We start from the raw sequence: 18,218 nt of genomic DNA, 5'->3' as shown, positions 1-18,218 counted from the left end.
CGGGATCTCGGCGAACCCATGTGTTTCATTCATGAACCCTATATAGCATCGACTATTGTGCATTGCAATATGATTGTGCGGTGCACAATTAGATTTTCTGCATGTTGGGAAATCCTGCCGGATTAACCTTACCAATTGAAAGGGTCCCGACTTTCTGGACCCGAAGGCACTGCCTAGCTATTAAAAATCTGTTAATTTGCTCGCAGGCCATGAAGCGACAGGTCCAGGAATGCCCGCTCAATACCCTTTCATCGATGTCGCCGTGCACGACCTCATCCGACCGCGTCTGGCGCGAGGCGAGGCGCTTGTGCTGTTTGCGGCGGGTCTGGAGCGGGTTCTGTGGTGCAATGGTGCAGGTGCCCGCTTCTTTGGCGCCGATTCGATCTACGACTTCCTGGAGGAAGGTCCGAATCGCTCAGACATCACCTTCCGTCAGATCGAGACCACCACCCGGCAACTCTCTTCCGTTGGCGACAGCCGAAGCCTGATGCTGCGCATCACCTCCGGCTTCCAGAAGGTACCGGTGACGGCCACAGCGGAGCTTGTCGAGATCCGCAAGGGCGAGCCTGTGCTTCTGCTGGCAGTCCCCGCCCTCAAACGGGTCGAGGGCAATGGCTCTCAGCTTGCGCTCGAACTGATGAGCGGCTTCGACGATCCGGACACCCACATGGCTGTTCTGGATGGCGAAGGTGGGCTCGTGGCTCACTCAGACGGCTTTGCCGGCCTCGGCATCACGCCGCAAACCGCGCGCATGCTGATCAATCTGGTGGAGGCGGATGCAGACCGACTGGTCAAACGCCCGATCCCCACCGGCCGTGGCTATCTGCCGGCGGCCATCGGCAAGATTGCCGATGCGCCTGCACTGCATCTCTTGTTCGCTGTCGAGACAATCCTCGGTCAGATGGATCCAAGCGACGACTTCGCCGAGGATCAACAGGATGATCTACCCGCAGCCGTCGCCGAGCCCATGCGCGCCGACGATACGATCGAGGACGAAGCAGAAGCCGAATTCGGGACAGATGACGATGCCGAATTGGATGTCGTAGCACCCGAGATCGAGAGCATCGAAGATACGCGTGTGGAAACCGAAGCAGCGGCCCGCGTATCCGAGGAACTGCCCTCGCCTGCCGCTCCGTTCGAAAGCGTGATCGCGGCGATTGTCGACATCGAAGAGATCGAGCCGGAGTCGGATGAGCTTGCCGATCGCGACGACGGCCTAGATCGCGAAGGAAGCGAGACAGCCCGCGAAAAGGATGCAGCGTCTGTCGCGGAGGAACCCTCAACGGTTGACGGTTTTGCTCAAGAGGCTGTGATCGAAGAGGTCGCGGAGACAGCCGAGCGCGGCGTGACGGTCCCCTCGCAAGGCCCGGAAATCGCCAGCGCTCCCATTGCTGCACCGGCATTCACGGCGCCGGAACGTGCGCAGGAAAGCGAGAGCTTTGTCTTTCGTCAGGATCGCCGTGCCACGCGCTTCGTCTGGAAGATCGACGCAGAAGGACGGTTCAGCGAGGTGTCCTCGGAATTCGCCCAGGCAGTCGGTCCTCGTGCGGCGGACATCCAGGGTGTCGCGTTCTCCGATCTTGCAGCACTTTTCAATCTGGATCCGGAGGGCAAGATCGTCGAGCTCTTGAAAAAGCGCGACACTTGGTCTGGCAAAACGATCTACTGGCCGGTCCAGGGCACCACGCTCGTCGTGCCCGTAGATCTGGCGGCATTGCCGACCTACACCCGCAACCGTGAATTTGACGGCTTCCGGGGCTTCGGGATCGTGCGCGTCGCGGATGCACAGGAAGATCCCGACGCCATAGGGATGACTTTCTTGCGTGCGGAGCCTGCAGCCGACCCCGCTCTTGAGGAGACGATCCCAGTCGATGCTGATCGGGCGGAGGAACTGGACGAGTTCCTGACAGAACTCAGCGAGGGCGAAAGCCATCCGCCGGAAGATTTCATCGAGGATCAGATAGCCGAAGCTGGCCAGGACACGCTTGACGGCCTGATCGAGGCGCGTGACGAGGACGAGGACACCGAACTCGGCATCAAAGGGCCGAACATCGACGCTGGCGAACCGAGCGCGAAACCGGCGGGTTTCGAGCCGCCGGTGCTCCGGATCATGGAGCCGCGCAAGCCGAACCTGCCGAGCAAGGTCGTTCAGTTGCAGGATCACCGTGCACGCCAGCGCGACAGCCTGACCCCCGGCGAGCAGGCTGCTTTTCAAGAAATCGCCCGCAAGCTCGATCCGCTCGGGCTGCGCGCCAAGGTCGAGGAGTCGCTTGGCCCCTCCGAGCCGCCGGTCCTGCGTTCCGAACCCGCAGCTCCCAAGGCACCAGAGCCGTCCAATCCCATTGCGGCTCCGGTCCCGAGCGTAGCTTCCGGGCCGCAGCCTCCTGCTGCCCCGGCTGAGGTTGTCCTGCCCGACCAGCATGGCGAGCGCACCGCGGTGAAGCGCGAGCGTTGCCTGACAGCCGACATCATCGATCTCATGCCGGTTGCACTTCTGGTGCATGTCGGTGATCGGCTGATCCACGCGAACCCGGAGTTCTTCAATCTCACGGGCTATAAAACGCTCGGCGAGCTCGATGCGGCTGGCGGTTTGGACACGCTTATCCAGCGCCGGGATCTGGAAGAGCCGGGCGACGAGGCCGGTCAGGTGGTGGCGCTCTGCGCCGATGATCGCCTGCTGCCAGTGACAGCGCGGCTGCAGTCGGTGCGTTTTGAAGAGACAAGCGCTCTCATGCTGGCGTTGATCGCACAGCCAGAGGAGCGCTTGCGGCAGGATGGGCCTGCCGAGCCGGAAACCGTTCCAACCGTTGCGGTTGCCGATTCAACGCAGGCACAGGCGAGCGAGATGCAGCGCCTCAAGGTCGAGGTTGACGAACTTCGCTCGATCCTGGAGACCGCGACCGACGGTGTGGTGATCCTCGATTCCGACGGTGACATCCGTTCGATGAACAGGGCTGCCAGCGCATTGTTCAACTTCGACGACATGGAGACACGCGGCAAACCCTTCGTCATGCTGTTTGCCCATGAGAGCCAGAAGTCGATCCTCGACTACCTCAACGGGCTGTCCGGTCATGGCGTGGCAAGTGTCTTGAACGATGGTCGCGAGGTGATCGGCCGTGAAGCCTCCGGTGGCTTTCTGCCCCTGTTCATGACGATCGGCAGGCTGAACTCCTCGAACGGCTACTGCGCCGTGATCCGCGACATCACCCAGTGGAAGCGGACGGAAGAGGAGCTACGCAACGCAAAGCGCGCAGCGGAAACCGCCAACGCCCACAAGACGGACTTCCTTGCCCGGGTAAGCCACGAGATCCGCACTCCGCTCAATGCGATCATCGGCTTTGCCGATATGATGGCCAACGAGCATTTCGGTCCCGTGGGTCATCCGCGCTACGGCGAATATGCCCATGATATCGTGCGCTCGGGCCGGCACGTGCTCGACATCGTCAACGACCTCCTCGACATATCCAAGATCGAGGCGGGCGAGATGGAGCTCGATTTCTCCTCTGTGGGCTTGAACGAAATGGTCCAGGCGGCTGTGTCGATCGTGCAGCCACAGGCGAATGGCCAGCGGGTGATCATCCGTACCGCACTGTCCCAGGCCGTGCCAAATGTCGTTGCCGACGGGCGCTCGATCAAGCAGATCGTGCTCAACATCCTGGCGAACGCGATCCGCTTCACTCCTTCGGGCGGGCAGATCATCGTCTCGACCGCCTATGAGGCGAATGGCAGCGTGGTGCTGCGGATCCGCGATACCGGTATCGGCATGTCGCGCAGTGAACTCGAGCAGGCAATGAAGCCCTTCCGCCAGGTTTCGACCGGCACGCCACGCAATCGTGGAGACGGCACCGGTCTCGGCCTGCCGCTGACCAAGGCGATGGTCGATGCCAACCGGGCGCAGTTTGCGATCTCCTCGACTCCAAACGAGGGTACGCTGGTGGAAGTGACTTTCCCATCACCGCGTGTTTTGGCGGACTGACATCTTCGTCTGACAGCGCGTAGGCGGAACTCGGCATGACGACCTTCAGCATTCTTCTCGGGATCGCAGCGGCCATTGCCATCGGTGCGATGAGCCCGGGACCGAGCTTCGTACTGGTTTCGCGGATTTCTATTGCGAACACCCGATTGCATGGGCTTGCGGCTGCGGTCGGGATGGGGCTCGGCGGGGCGCTGTTTGCGCTTCTGGCCTTAGCAGGCCTGATCGCCCTGCTCGAGCGGGTGGAGTGGCTCTATCTTGTTCTCAAAGTCGTCGGCGGGATTTATCTCGTTTATCTCGGCGTGATAATCTGGCGCGGCGCCCGCGAGCCGATCTCGGTCGGCTCTCCGGATGGGCGGGGCATGCTGTCAACTTCGCATGCCCTGGTGCTTGGGCTCGCTACCCAGGTCAGCAATCCGAAGACCGCCGTGGTCTATGCCAGCATATTTGCAGCCCTGATGCCGCAGAACCCGCCGCTCACCCTGGTTGTAGCGCTGCCACCGGTTATCTTTATCATAGAGGCTGGCTGGTACGCCGTCGTCGCCATCGCCTTTTCAGCGTCTCGCTCGCAAAGGGCCTGTCTCGGCGCCAAGATCTGGATCGACCGGCTGGCGGGAGCCGTCATCGGGTTGCTTGGGGCAAGATTGATCGGCGAAACCCTGGCGCAGTTGCGCCGCTGACAACGGGCGCGACATCGGGCCGGTTTTCATCGCCATCGCTTTCGGATAGAGGAAAGCCATTCGCGCATTCGCAAGGGCCGAGAGCTTGTCCACACTGCCGCAAACGGGCACAGCCCAATCCGTTTCGCCCAAGGGCACACAGGCTCGAAAGGGCATCGGCGCGGCCACGGCTGCTGCCCTTTTGGCAGCCGCCATCGTCTTCATGCCGATTGCCGCCATCTTCGTGATTGGATTTTCGGCCGACCCCGACAACTGGCAGCATATGGTGACAAATGTCATCCCGCGCGCAGGGGTGCGCACCTTCTGGCTGCTGTTCTTCACCGGCCTTGTCACGGCGATCGTCGGCATAGGAACGGCCTGGCTGGTGGCGGCCTGCGAATTTCCGCTGCGGCGCTTCCTGTCGCCGGCGCTCGTTCTTCCGCTTGCGATACCCTCCTATCTTGCGGCCTATGCCTTCGGGGAGTTTCTCGATTTCACGGGGCCCGTGCAGACGGCATACCGCACGCTCTTCGGCTTTACGACCGCGCGTGACTACAACTTCTTCGACGTCAGATCACTGTCCGGCGCCGTTCTGGTGATGTCGGCGGTGCTTTACCCTTACGTCTATCTCGCCTGCCGATCGATGTTCCTGATGCAGGGGCGCGCCGCGGCGGATGTCGCGAGAACACTGGGCTCGAGCCCGCTCAGAGTGTTCGCCCGCATCCAGGTTCCAATGGCCCGGCCCGCCATCATGATCGGGCTGACGCTGGTGATGATGGAGACACTGAACGACATCGGTGCTGTCGAATATCTCGGGGTCCAGACGCTCACTTTCTCGGTCTACGACACCTGGCTCAATCGCGGCAGTCTTGCGGGTGCGGCACAGATCGCCTGCGTCATGCTGGTGATTGTCGCCGGCCTGCTGATCATCGAGCGCATGGCACGCAGACAGCAACGCTTTTCGAGCCACAAGACAACTGCGATCGTTCCCGATGCCATCCGGCTCAGGCTTACCGGTGTGAAAGCCTGGCTTGCTACCATGTTTTGCCTGGTCCCGATCCTTGTCGGCTTCCTGGTGCCGGTCTTTGTCCTCGGAGGCTTTGCCCTTCGCCGCGTCGAAGACTTCCTGGAGCCGCGCCTTCTGGATGCACTGTGGAACTCCACGCTCGTGTCTTCGGCTGCTGCCCTGATCACGGTCATTCTCGCCTTCGTGCTCTCGTATGCCGCCCGCACAGATCGTTCCCGCCTCGCCCGCGGGGCCGGACGGCTGGCTTCGCTGGGCTACGGTATTCCGGGGACGGTTCTCGGCATCGGCGTGCTGATCCCGCTTGCAAGCTTCGACAATGCTCTCGACGGCTGGCTCCGGGACAATCTTGGCATTTCGACGGGCCTTCTCCTGTCTGGTACCGGCTTTGCGATCGTGTATGCCTATACCGTCCGCTTCCTGACGATGGCGGAAGGGACCATAGACGCCGGCTTCCAGAAGCTTTCACCACATCTCGACATGGCCGCGCGGACGCTCGGACGCTCGGGCTTGCAAACGCTGCGCCAGGTGCTCCTGCCCAATCTCAGACCTGCCGTCCTGACCGCCGGATTGCTGGTCTTCATCGAGACGCTGAAGGAGCTCTCTGCGACGATCCTGCTGAGACCCTTCAACTTCAACACGCTGGCAACGCTGGTTTATGAAGATGCCTCGCGCGGCATGGCGCAAGACGCCTCGGTGGCAGCGATCATCATTATCGCGGCGGGTCTCGTACCAGTCATCCTGGTTTCCCGGTCCCTGGACGAGAAGCGCTGACCGGCGCTGCACATGAAAAAAAGGGCGGCCGGGGCCGCCCTTGAGTGAATGCTGTCAAACCGGAGTCGTGAGGCGATCGCCGCTTATCGGAGGCTTCATTCCGTTGCCTCCCGCGTCTGACCGCGCATCTCCAAGTTGGTGCCAGTCTTGCCGAATGCCAGTTAAGGGAATCTTACCGGCCGGCGCCCAGGAGTACCCAACATTTGAGGTATTGCTGCGAAAACGCTGTCTTTTGGGACACTTTTTCGTCAGGTGCGCAGTTGCGGGAGGTTCGCAAAGAGGTCAAGTGCCTGCGGGTTGGCCAGTGCCTCCTTGTTCTTGACAGGGCGTCCATGCACAACCTCACGCACCGCGAGTTCAACGATCTTGCCCGATTTGGTGCGGGGAATATCGTCCACCTGGACAATTTTCGCCGGCACATGGCGCGGAGAAGCGCCGGTGCGGATCTGCGTCTTGATCTTCCTGTCGAGCTCTTCCGTAAGGGTGAGACCGGAAGCGAGGCGGACGAACAGGATGACACGGACATCGTCTTCCCAGTCCTGACCGATACAGATCGCTTCGACCACTTCGTCCAGCAGTTCAACCTGATTGTAAATCTCTGCCGTGCCGATGCGGACACCGCCCGGGTTCAAGGTCGCATCCGACCTGCCATGGATGATGATGCCGTCATGCTCGGTCCATTCGGCGAAATCACCGTGGCACCAAGTGTTGTCGAACCGGTCAAAATAGGCGGCTCGATACTTCGCTGCATCAGGGTCGTTCCAGAACATCACCGGCATCGAGGGGAAGGCCTTGGTGCAAACAAGCTCCCCCTTCTCTCCACGCACGGGCTTCCCTTCGTCATCCCAAACGTCGACGGCGAGACCAAGACCCGGTCCCTGGATCTCTCCGCGCCAGACGGGCTTTAGCGGATTGCCGAGCACGAAACAGGAAACAATGTCGGTTCCGCCGGAAATGGAAGCCAACTGGATATCGTCCTTGATCCCCTCATAGACGAAGGAAAATCCTTCCGGGGACAATGGCGAGCCAGTCGAGGTCATCAGCCTCAGGCTCGACAGATCGTGGGACGTCTTTGGCATCAGGCCGCCTTTGCGTACGGCATCGATGTATTTGGCCGATGTGCCGAAGATCGCGAATTTTTCGGCCGTTGCATAATCAAAGAGAACATTGCCATCGGGATAAAAGGGCGAGCCATCGTAAAGGCACAGTGTCGCGCCGCAGGCGAGACCGGAGACCAGCCAGTTCCACATCATCCAGCCGCAGGTGGTGAAATAGAAGAGGCGCTCGCCGGGCTCCAAGCCGCAATGGAAACGCTGTTCCTTGAGATGCTGCAGCAGCGTGCCGCCGGCCGAATGAACGATGCATTTGGGGACACCTGTCGTGCCCGAAGAGAAGAGAATGTAGACCGGGTGCGCGAAAGGCAGGCGTCGATACTCGATCTCTTTGACCGAGAATTCGGCCATGAACTGCTCGAAGCTGCGACCGTCCGGCAGCCGTTCAAGAAGCGCGGGAGTATCGCCAGCATAGGGGACGACAAGGACCGGTACCTTCAGCTTGTCGGCCACGGCAACAACCTTATCGGCGACGTCCTGACGCTTGCCGTTGTACCAATAGCCGTCACAGGCGATGAAGAGCTTTGGCTCGATCTGGCCGAAACGGTCCAGTACACCCTGGTCGCCGAAATCCGGGGAGCAGGAGGACCAGATGGCTCCAAGCGAGGTGGCGGCCAGCATCAGCGCGACCGTCTCCGGCATGTTCGGCATCATCGCCGCGATGCGATCGCCTTCAACGATACCCATGGCAGACAGCGCCTGCTGCAGGCGCGAGACGGTCGCCGTCAGCCGCGTCCACGTCCAGCGATCGGAGGCCTTGTTCTCGCCCCGGAAGATCAGGGCATCCCCTTCGCCGGCTCGTGCCAGGAGGTTCTCCGCGAAGTTCAGCCTGGCTTCAGGAAAGAAGCGGGCCCTCAGCATCTGGTCCCCGTCGGCAAGCGCCACGCCGCCCTTGTCGCCAATGACGCCGCAATAGTCCCAGACCGCTGACCAGAAAGCCGCGCGGTCATCGACAGACCAGCGATGGAAATCATCGTAATCGGTGAAGTTGCGACCGGCACGACCAGCGCACCACGCCATGAACCGGCTGACGGGCTGTGTCGCCTTGAAGGCTTCAGAGGGTGTCCAAAGGGCTTGCTGTTCAGTCATGCTGATCCTCCTCATCACAGGGGTCATCCTATAGCATGCCGCACTGCAATAAACAGACGGGAGCGGCTTGGAATATGGTCGCAGATTTGCACAAGCAGCCGATTTCCTATATCCGCCCTGAAGTTCACGAACCTCAGGACCAATCGACGGGCATGCGCAAAGCAGAAGTCGGCGACCACTCTCCACGCCCTTCTTCCCGATGGCCGGGCGGCCGCGCTGGTGGAATGATCAAGCTTGTCCTGCTGCTCGGCGCCTGCGTCCTCGCCCTTTCGATTGCCTTGCGCGTCGTCGCACCTCATCTTGTCTCAAGCTCGGTCGTTCGATCTGCCATCGCCTCGTCGATCACCGTATGGGTCGGCCATGAGGTTTCGATCGATGATGTTGCCGACATACGCTTCTGGCCGCAACCCGAGATCACGCTGACTGGCATAACGGTGACCCGTGTCGCCTCGGGCAAGACGGAACAGGTTGGAGAAATCGAACGCCTGTCAGCGCGCTTCGGCCTCATCTCCGCTCTGCTCGGTCGCCCTGACTTCAGCGCGTTCCGCCTGGAAAGACCTCGTCTTCGAGTCTGGCGCGGCACGGACGGTGGGTTGGATTGGAGCGACCGGGGTTTGCTGAGCGACGCGGTGCGCGCCGCTGTCGCTGAGAGCGATGGCGTCCCGGTAGGCAGTGCCACGACACTTGCCGAGATTGGATCGGTCGACATCGTTGACGGCGAAGTCGCGCTGACCGACGTGGCCACAGGCGCGACAATTCTGGTGAGCCACGTCAACGCGGTCGTCGACTGGCAAGGCCTTGCCGCCCCGCTTTCGGGCCAGGGAAGCTTCGAGATCGCCGACAAACCGGTTTCCTTCACGCTGCAGACCCCGACGCCACTGGCCCTGATCGGCGGCGCATTGAGCGCAGTCGACCTGTCTGCGACATTCGCCGGGGTGAGCGCTGAGGTTAAGGGCAGGGTTAGCCTGCGACAGGTCAGCCTGCAGGAGACGGAAGTCGATCTTCGTGTTGCCGATGTTGCTCAGACCAGTGCCGCGCTCGGGTTCAGGCTCGCAGGCACAGAACGTTGGAGGACAGCGTCCCTCGAAACGACGGTGACCCGTGCGGGCGACGAATGGCGGTTCGAGAACGTGGCGTTCGCCGCCAACGGCAGTCGCGGCGATGGCATCGTGACCCTGCACAGCCGACCTGGCGATCGACCTTTGCTGGCCGGTACGCTGGCCATGAATCATCTGCAACTGGATGATTTGTTGCAGGCCCTGTCGATCAAGGTAGGCGATCGTGCGGACGTCCGTCTGCCGAGCCTGACGCAGTGGACCGACATGGATCTCCGCCTGTCCGCAACGACCGCCAGCTTTCGCGACTTTCCTTTGACGGACCTCGGCGCAAGCCTTGTTGGCCGCGGTGACATGCTCAATCTCGTGATCGGCGATACCCGCTTTCTCGGTGGCACGATTTCCGCACGGATGAGCGGAGCAGGGTACGGCTTCGACAAGGGAGCGGATGTCTCGGTCTCTATGGAACGAGTTGATCTGGGCACGCTCACATCAAAGCTGGTGATCGATGGCGGCCCGACGCTGTCGGGCCTGGGATCGGCCAGCTTCAACGCCAAACTGGTTGGAACGGGATGGCAGCGCAACATTGAAGCTATGTCCGGCAAGCTGACCATCGCATCCGATAACGGTGAAATCCTCGGCTTCGATGTCGCGGGGTTGCGTCGGTTGGCCGCCGACAGCGCTTACTTCCAACTGAGTGCAGCAGGTGATGAAAGCTTCGAATACCGCACCCTCGATATCGCCGTGCGTTTCTCGGAGGGATCGGCAGAGGTGGAAAAGGCGCAGATCGTCGGCACCAATCAGGCGCTCACTCTGACGGGCATCATTCCTTACAGTCGCCAGGCGCTGGCCCTGACCGGGCAACTGTCCGGCAACCCGGGGGGAAGCCCGGGGCTGCCTCCGCTCCGTTTCTTCATCGGTGGCGCCTGGAGCGACCCGGTGATCTCCCCCGTGCCGTCCGTAACAAGGTCAGACCAATAATACCCCGTGCGGTCCTCGTCTTCTCACTGTTCCATTCGAAAACCCAAATACTACAATGGGCGAATCATGGCTTGGGGGACTGTGGGTGCAAACAGTGCTGTCGGGATTTCTGAAACTGGCTCTGGCGTCGCTGCTGGCAGGCAGCCTGCTTTCCGTTTTCGACATTACGCCGCGCTCGGTCCTGGATTTTTTCGGTCTGACCGCAGAAGAGCTTCGCGATGGCGTCATCGCGGCATTTGCCTGGGCCGCCCCTCGCATGCTGATGGGGGCCGTGGTGATCCTGCCGCTATGGTTCGTCACCTATCTGCTGATGCCGCCCCGAAGCTGAGTTGTCATCGTCCACCTAAGCTCAGGCTGTGGCTCCTCGTGCCGCGACATGCTCATCCCGCTGGCGTTGCAGTTCGCGCTGCTTCGTCCCGATCGAGGCGATGATGACGCCGATCGTGACGATGCCGATCAGGATCGTGCAGATAGCGTTGATTTCAGGCGTTACACCGAGACGAACCTGCGAGTAGATCTTGATCGGCAGCGTCGTGGCACCCGGACCAGTGGTGAAGCTGGCAATCACAAGATCATCGAGTGAGAGGGTAAAGGCCAGCATCCAGCCGGAAATGACGGCGGGCAGGATCAGCGGCAATGTGACCTTGAAGAAGGTCTTGACCGGAGGGCAGCCGAGATCCTGGGCTGCCTCTTCCAGGCTCATGTCGAATGTCAAAAGGCGCGACTGCACGACGATCGCCACGTAACACATGGTGAAGGTCGTATGAGCGATGACAACGGTCATCAGGCCGCGATCGACGCCGATGGCGACAAAGAGGAGGAGCAGAGAAAGGCCCGTGATGACCTCCGGCATGACCAGCGGCGCATAGACCATGCCGGAAAAAAGCAACCGCCCACGAAAGCGCGTAAAGCGAACGAGTGTCAGGGCAGCGAGCGTGCCGAGCACGGTACCGAGCGTGGCACTCAGGAGGCCGACCTGCAGTGTCACCCAGGCGGCACTCATCAGGCCGTCATTGCGCCACATCTCGCCATACCACTTCAGCGAAAAGCCACCCCAGACGGTCACCAGCTTCGACTCGTTGAAGGAGTAGATCACCAGGATCAGGATCGGAATGTAGAGGAAGGCGAACCCGAGAGTGAGGATGGTTGCGTCGAATTTTCCAGGTCTCATCGGTCCGCCCTCACACTTTCTGCTGCTGGTTCTGGAAGATCGCGATGGGAACGACCAGAATGAGCAGGAGCAGGACAGCTACGGCAGACGCCAGCGGCCAGTCGCGGTTGCCGAAGAATTCGGTCCACAGCGTCTTGCCGATCATCAGGGTATCGGCGCCTCCGAGCAGGTCGGGGATGACGAACTCACCCGTGATCGGGATGAAGCAGATCATCGAGCCGGCGATGACGCCGGGGATCGACAACGGGAAGGTGATCTTCCAGAAGGCCTTCCAAGGTGGGCAGCCGAGGTCGCTTGCCGCCTCGAGGAGTGTACCGTCCATCTTCTCCAGGGCCGAATAGAGCGGCAGGACCATGAAGGGGAGATAGGAATAGACGATGCCGATGAAGACGGCGATCTCTGTTCGGAAGATCTGTACCTGGCTGCCTTCATCCATAAGCCCGAGCGACTGCAGGAGCACGGTCAACAGACCTTCCGGCTTCAGGATACCGATCCAGGCATAGACGCGGATCAGGAACGAGGTCCAGAAGGGCAGGATCACGAGCATGACCAGCGTCGGCCGGATGGTGACAGAGGCCCGCGCCATGGCAAGCGCCATGGGGTAGCCGATCAGCAGCAGGAGAAAGGTCGAGATCAGCGCAATCCGCAGCGACGACAGGTAGGCATTGACGTAGAGTGGGTCCTCGGTGAGGAAAATGTAGTTCTCGAAGTCGAGCTGCGAGATGAAGTCACCGATAGCGGAGAAGCCCTCCAGCACCGGCGTATAGGGTGGCATGGCGATCGTCGTGTCGGACAGCGAGATCTTCACGATGATCAGGAATGGCGTCAGGAAGAAGAGCGCCATCCAGAGATAGGGGATGAGGACGACCAGCCAGCGGGCTGATCCCGGCTTGGAGGTGGCGACGGTATCGGCCATGGTCGCCTCCTCAGCGTGTCAGCACAAGGCCGGCATCCGCCGACCAGGACAGCCAGACCATGTCGCCGAAGGTGATCGGTCGGTCCACGAGACGAGCGACATTGGCCTGAGCGGCGCGGAACATGCGCCCATCGTCGAGACGCACGATGAACACGGAGAAATCGCCGAGATAGCCGATGTCCCAGACTTCGCCATGCAGCGCATTGGCAGAACCGTCTTCGGGCTGCGACGTGGAGATACGCACCTTTTCTGGCCGAATAGCGAAAGCGACGCTGTCGCCCTTGTTGGCTTCGCAGGCTTGCTCCACCACAATCTTCAAGCCGTCGCTGTCGATACGGACCAGATCCTCGGTGCCGTTGCTTTCCTTCGACTCGAGCTTGGCTTCGAGGATGTTGATGTCTCCGATGAAATCGGCGACGTAACGAGAATTCGGTGCCTCGTAGATTTCGGCCGGGGTGGCCACCTGCACCAGAATGCCCTTGTCCATGACAGCGATGCGGTCGGAGACGGTCATGGCCTCTTCCTGGTCGTGCGTGACGATGAGGAAGGTCAGGCCAAGCTTGGTCTGGATGTCCATCAGTTCGAACTGCGTCTCTTCGCGCAGCTTGCGATCCAGCGCGCCGAGCGGCTCGTCGAGCAACAGGACCTTGGGACGTTTGGCAAGCGAACGGGCCAGCGCCACGCGTTGGCGCTGGCCGCCGGAGAGCTGGTTCGGCTTGCGCTTGGCAAACTGTTCGAGCTTGACCAGTTTCAGCATTTCCTGGACGCGGGCATCGATTTCGGCCTTGGGCAGATTGTCCTGCTCGAGACCGAAAGCGATGTTCTTCTCCACCGTCATATGCGGGAAGAGCGCGTAGGACTGGAACATCATGTTGGTCGGGCGCTTGTAGGGTGGCACCCCGGAGAGATCCTGTCCCTGCAGCAGGATGCGGCCCGAGGTCGGCTGCTCGAAGCCGGCCAGCATGCGCATCAACGTGGTCTTGCCGCACCCCGAAGGCCCAAGCAGCGAGAAAAACTCACGCTCATAGATATCGAGCGTCAGATTGTCGACCGCGACGAAATCGCCGAAGCGCTTCGTGACGTTTTCGAAGCGGATGAAGGGAACGGCATCCGGATCAGTCCAAGGAGAGAATTTACGCTTAACAGGCCCCAGTGTCTTCGCCATTACCAACCCAGCCGTTTTTCTTGTTGCCCCAGTCCCTAAGAAATTCGCCGGGCGTTTGTGGCGCCCGGCGAATGATACTCTTCATCAGCTGCCGGTCTTGATCTGTGTCCAGACCCGGTTCAGGACGCGTTGCTCGCGCGGGCCATAAGGCGAGATCGTGAACAGCTTGGCCATGACATCATCCGGCGGATAGACGGCCGGATTGTCCTTCACGGCCGGATCGAGCAGTTCCTTCGATGCCAGATTGCCGTTGGCATACTGGACATAGTTGGAAGCCTTGGCGATGACGTCTGGACGCATCATGTAGTTGATGAACTCGTGGGCTTCGGCAACATTCTTGGCGTCCGCCGGGATCGCCATGTTGTCGAACCACATGTAGGTGCCTTCCTTCGGGATCACATAATTGATCTCGACGCCGTTCTTGGCTTCTTCGGCACGTGCCTTCGCCTGCAGAATATCGCCCGACCAGCCGATCGTCATGCAGACGTCGCCGTTGGCGAGGTCATCGATATAAGCCGAGGAGTTGAAGGTGCGCACAGAAGAGCGGATCTTCTGGAAGACTTCGCCGCCGGCCTCAAGGTCAGCCGCTTCCTTGCTATCGGGATCCTTGCCGATGTAGTTCATCGCAATGGCAAAGGTTTCGTCGGAGGCATCGAGGATGTTGATGCCGCATGCCTTCAGCTTCTCGGCATTTTCCGGCTTGAAGATCGCATCCCAGCTGTCGACCTTGAAATCAGCGCCAAGGACTTCCTTGACCTTGGCGACATTGTAGCCGATGCCGGTGGTGCCCCACATGTAGTTCACGGCATATTCGTTGCCCGGATCATATTTGGCGAGGCGCTCCGTAACCATCGGCCAGAGGTTCGACCAATTCGTCAGCTTCGACTTGTCCAGCTTCTGGAAGACGCCGGCCTGGATCTGGCGCGAGAGGAAGGGGGCCGTCGGCACAACCACGTCGTAACCGGAGCCGCCAGCCAGCAGTTTGGTTTCGAGAAGCTCGTTGGAATCGAAGACGTCGTAGACGACCTTGATGCCGGTCTCCTTGGTGAAGTCTTCAAGGACAGATTCGTCGATATAGTCCGACCAATTGTAGACGTTGACGACGCGTTCCTGCGCCTGGACAGCCGATGCGATGAAGATTGTCGCCAGGCCTACCGACGCCATCCGGATGAAATGAGTCTTCATTTTTTCTCCTGTTCCAGCCCTGGAGGCACGGGCCCCCGATGCCATTCCCATTGTTTTTTTAAGAGACTAGAAAGGAATTGGACGGGCGACAAGCGAAATTCTTCGCAGTCGCGAATGCTTTATCAGCAGTTCCTGATCATTGAAAATCGAAGGCCGAAAGGCCAGTCACCATCTCGTCGAGGCCGAGGGGACGGGTCAGCGGCGGCTCGGCGCGGGCAAGACAGCCGGATCTTTCGCACAGCCGGCAAGCGGGTCCGATGGCAATTGCCGGCAGGGAGCGATCCGGCAGGGCAGCGGAATAGGCCACGTCATCGCGGCTCGCCGCATCACAACCGATGAGGAGTGCTGTGCGACGGATGCGCTCCCCGAAACTTGCCTGCGGCCCCTCCAGCGTCCGCGACATGGTCAGGAAGGCCGCACCGTCCGGCATCTCCACCTGCTCGACCAGCACCTGACCCGGCTGAGCGAAGGCCGCATGGACATTGAGCTTGGGACAGCCGCCGCCAAATTTTGCCTGTGGAAAGCCTTGGGCGCCGGCGCGACGGAAGCGGTTTCCCGCGTTGTCGATCTCCATCATGAAAAAGGGAACGCCGGTGGCACCCGGTCGCTGCAACATGGTGAGCCGGTTAGCCGCCTGCTCGAAGGAGACGTTGAAGCGGGCGCGCAACACGTCGATGTCGTAGCGAGCTCGGATCGCGGCCGAGAGAAAAGCGCCGTAGGGCATCATCAGCGCATGGGCGGCGTATCGCGCCAATTCAAAACGGGCAATCCGGCGCGCTTCGCCGGATGACAATTCCAGCGCCTCAAGTTCGGCCTGCACGTGATCGCCCACGGCAAGCAACGCCACTTCCATGGCGACCTCGCGCAGCTGGTCGAAGGGCGAGAGCCGCTCGGAAAGGAACAGGCGCATGGAATGGCGATCATAGCGGCGGCGCAGCGAGGGCATTGTCTGCACCGGCAGGGCGCGAACGACAATACCGTGCGTGGTGCGCAGCCACGCCTTGAGCGCGACCACAAGCTCATCGCCAGGCGCCAGCCCAAGCGTGGCGTGGAAGCCCTCTGCCGCCTCATCGAGCCTTGCAAAGTAATTGGGCCGGCGCTCGAAGACTTCCCGCACCTCGTCGATCGGCAGCCTCGCTCCCGAAAGCGAGGTTTCATGCCCCTCGCGCGCCAGGAGGTCCGCGAGATCCGACAGGCGGGCGGCCTGTTCGCGATAGGCACGGTAGAGCTTGACGATGCCGCTTGCCGCATTCGGAGCGGCCTCCGCCACCTCGATCAGTTCCTGATCTCCGGGAAGTTCCCCAGACAGGAGGGGATCGGCGAAGACCTCGCGCAGCTGGCTTGTCGAACTGCCCGCCTCACCCTGCAGTTCGTCGAGGTCGACCTTGTAGACAGAGGCCAGCTTCAGAAGGAGCTGAACCGTGAGCGGACGCTGATTGCGCTCAATCAGATTGAGATAGGAGGGCGAGATCTCGAGCGCCTCGGCCATCGCCGTCTGGGTCAATCCGAGGCCGTTGCGAATGCGGCGGACGCGAGGACCGGCGAAAATTTTGCGCTCTGCCATTTTACAGCTCCTTTACAAGACGAAGTGCAGTTTCGGCGCTCAAATTCTATGACTAGTTTTACAATTTTACACAGGCGCCCTGTCAAAGACAAGACAGCCTAACCTCTTTCATCTCTTTGTTTTATCGAATTTTCTGGCCGAATTTTGCAGTGCGGTGTAAATCTAGTCACATCAGAAGCGGCCAGGCAGACTATCCAGTTTCGGCATTGCCTGCTTCTTGCAGTGAACAGGGAGACCCGACATGACTGAATTTTACAATCTCGTTCCCAATGCACCCAAGGGCCGTTTCGACGGCATCGATCGTCCCTACACTGCAGCCGACGTGAAGCGCCTGCGCGGCTCGGTCGAGATCAAGTACACGCTCGCCGAGATGGGTGCTAACCGGCTTTGGAAGCTGATCAACGAGGAGCCCTTCATCAACGCGCTCGGCGCGCTCTCCGGCAACCAGGCCATGCAGATGGTCCGTGCCGGCCTGAAGGCCATCTACCTTTCCGGTTGGCAGGTTGCGGCCGACGCCAACACGGCGTCATCAATGTATCCGGACCAATCGCTCTATCCGGCAAATGCCGCTCCGGAGCTTGCCAAGCGCATCAACCGCACACTCCAGCGCGCCGACCAGATCGAAACCCAGGAAGGCAAGGGGCTTTCGGTCGACACCTGGTTCGCCCCGATCGTTGCCGATGCGGAAGCCGGTTTCGGCGGACCGCTCAACGCCTTTGAAATCATGAAAGCCTTCATCGAAGCCGGCGCGGCAGGCGTTCACTTCGAAGATCAGTTGGCCTCGGAAAAGAAGTGCGGCCATCTTGGCGGCAAGGTTCTGATCCCGACGGCGGCCCATATCCGCAACCTGACGGCTGCCCGTCTGGCCGCCGACATCATGGGGGTCCCGACGCTGATCGTCGCCCGTACCGATGCGGAAGCCGCAAAGCTCCTGACCTCAGACATCGACGAGCGTGACCAGCCCTTCGTCGACTATGATGCCGGCCGCACGGCGGAAGGTTTCTATCAGGTCAAGAACGGCATAGAGCCCTGCATCGCCCGTGCGATTGCCTACGCACCCTATTGCGACATGATCTGGATGGAGACCGGCAAGCCGGATCTCGAACAGGCCCGCAAGTTCGCCGAAGCCGTGCACAAGGTCTATCCGGGCAAGAAGCTCGCCTATAACTGCTCGCCTTCCTTCAACTGGAAGAAGCACCTCGACGACGCGACGATCGCCAAGTTCCAGCGCGAACTGGGTGCCATGGGCTACAAGTTCCAGTTCATCACCCTCGCCGGCTTCCATCAGCTGAACTATGGCATGTTCGAACTGGCGCGCGGCTACAAGGATCGCCAGATGGCGGCCTATTCGGAGCTGCAGGAGGCGGAATTCGCCGCAGAGGTCAACGGCTACACCGCGACCAAGCATCAGCGCGAAGTCGGCACCGGTTACTTCGACGCCGTCTCGCTTGCCATCACCGCCGGCCAGTCTTCGACGACCGCTATGAAGGAATCGACCGAAACCGAGCAGTTCAAGCCGGCGGCTGAGTAAGGATCGCACCCTTCCCTTG

At 60.7% G+C, this 18,218-nt stretch carries 12 protein-coding genes; 6 read left to right on the top strand and 6 right to left on the bottom strand.

Annotated features, from left to right (window positions below):
• Nucleotides 1–229 precede the first annotated feature (229 nt).
• From H6M51_RS03000 to H6M51_RS02990, 3 genes are all read left to right on the top strand, one after another.
• Entirely contained in the window at nt 230–3,976 is a 3,747-nt protein-coding gene (locus H6M51_RS03000; RefSeq protein ID WP_185808379.1) for an ATP-binding protein, read from the top strand.
• A gap of 35 nt (nt 3,977–4,011) precedes the next feature.
• Nucleotides 4,012–4,653 (top strand): LysE family translocator, encoded by a 642-nt coding sequence (locus tag H6M51_RS02995; RefSeq protein WP_185808378.1) that lies wholly within the window; start codon nt 4,012–4,014, stop codon nt 4,651–4,653.
• A gap of 202 nt (nt 4,654–4,855) precedes the next feature.
• Nucleotides 4,856–6,430 (top strand): iron ABC transporter permease, encoded by a 1,575-nt coding sequence (locus H6M51_RS02990; RefSeq protein ID WP_246780380.1) that lies wholly within the window; start codon nt 4,856–4,858, stop codon nt 6,428–6,430.
• 248 nt (nt 6,431–6,678) lie between these two features.
• On the opposite strand, the gene H6M51_RS02985 is transcribed toward H6M51_RS02990, so the two are convergent.
• Nucleotides 6,679–8,631, bottom strand: a complete 1,953-nt coding sequence (locus H6M51_RS02985; RefSeq protein ID WP_185808377.1) for an acetoacetate--CoA ligase — start codon at nt 8,629–8,631, stop codon at nt 6,679–6,681.
• Nucleotides 8,632–8,705: 74 nt separating this feature from the next.
• Here H6M51_RS02985 and H6M51_RS02980 point away from each other — a divergent pair, with 74 nt between their 5' ends.
• A complete protein-coding gene (locus H6M51_RS02980) occupies nt 8,706–10,667 on the top strand; it encodes an AsmA-like C-terminal region-containing protein (RefSeq protein WP_185808376.1) in 1,962 nt (653 codons plus the stop codon).
• Between the two features lie 85 nt (nt 10,668–10,752).
• A complete protein-coding gene (locus tag H6M51_RS02975) occupies nt 10,753–10,995 on the top strand; it encodes a DUF6460 domain-containing protein (protein ID WP_348644384.1) in 243 nt (80 codons plus the stop codon).
• Between the two features lie 21 nt (nt 10,996–11,016).
• Here the strand turns inward: H6M51_RS02975 and H6M51_RS02970 are convergent, their stop codons facing one another.
• The 5 genes from H6M51_RS02970 to H6M51_RS02950 all read right to left on the bottom strand — a co-directional run bounded on the left by H6M51_RS02970 (nt 11,017) and on the right by H6M51_RS02950 (nt 16,668).
• Nucleotides 11,017–11,838: an ABC transporter permease gene (locus H6M51_RS02970; protein ID WP_185808375.1), complete on the bottom strand. Its 822-nt coding sequence runs from the start codon at nt 11,836–11,838 to the stop codon at nt 11,017–11,019.
• A gap of 10 nt (nt 11,839–11,848) precedes the next feature.
• Complete coding sequence (locus tag H6M51_RS02965) at nt 11,849–12,754, bottom strand: ABC transporter permease subunit (protein ID WP_185808374.1); 906 nt, start codon at nt 12,752–12,754, stop codon at nt 11,849–11,851.
• Nucleotides 12,755–12,764: 10 nt separating this feature from the next.
• Nucleotides 12,765–13,919, bottom strand: a complete 1,155-nt coding sequence (locus H6M51_RS02960; RefSeq protein ID WP_185808373.1) for an ABC transporter ATP-binding protein — start codon at nt 13,917–13,919, stop codon at nt 12,765–12,767.
• Between the two features lie 84 nt (nt 13,920–14,003).
• The gene (locus H6M51_RS02955; RefSeq protein WP_246780378.1) at nt 14,004–15,083 is read right to left on the bottom strand and encodes a polyamine ABC transporter substrate-binding protein; all 1,080 of its coding nucleotides are present in this window, start codon (nt 15,081–15,083) and stop codon (nt 14,004–14,006) included.
• A 157-nt stretch (nt 15,084–15,240) separates the two neighbouring features.
• Complete coding sequence (locus H6M51_RS02950) at nt 15,241–16,668, bottom strand: short-chain fatty acyl-CoA regulator family protein (protein ID WP_185808371.1); 1,428 nt, start codon at nt 16,666–16,668, stop codon at nt 15,241–15,243.
• 241 nt (nt 16,669–16,909) lie between these two features.
• On the opposite strand from H6M51_RS02950, the gene aceA reads away from it, so the two are divergent.
• A complete protein-coding gene (gene aceA / locus H6M51_RS02945; RefSeq protein ID WP_185808370.1) occupies nt 16,910–18,199 on the top strand; it encodes an isocitrate lyase in 1,290 nt (429 codons plus the stop codon).
• Nucleotides 18,200–18,218: the final 19 nt, after the last annotated feature.

Source organism: Rhizobium sp. AQ_MP (assembly GCF_014237835.1).
GTDB lineage: Bacteria > Pseudomonadota > Alphaproteobacteria > Rhizobiales > Rhizobiaceae > Allorhizobium.
This window is presented reverse-complemented; position numbering and strand designations above follow the sequence as displayed.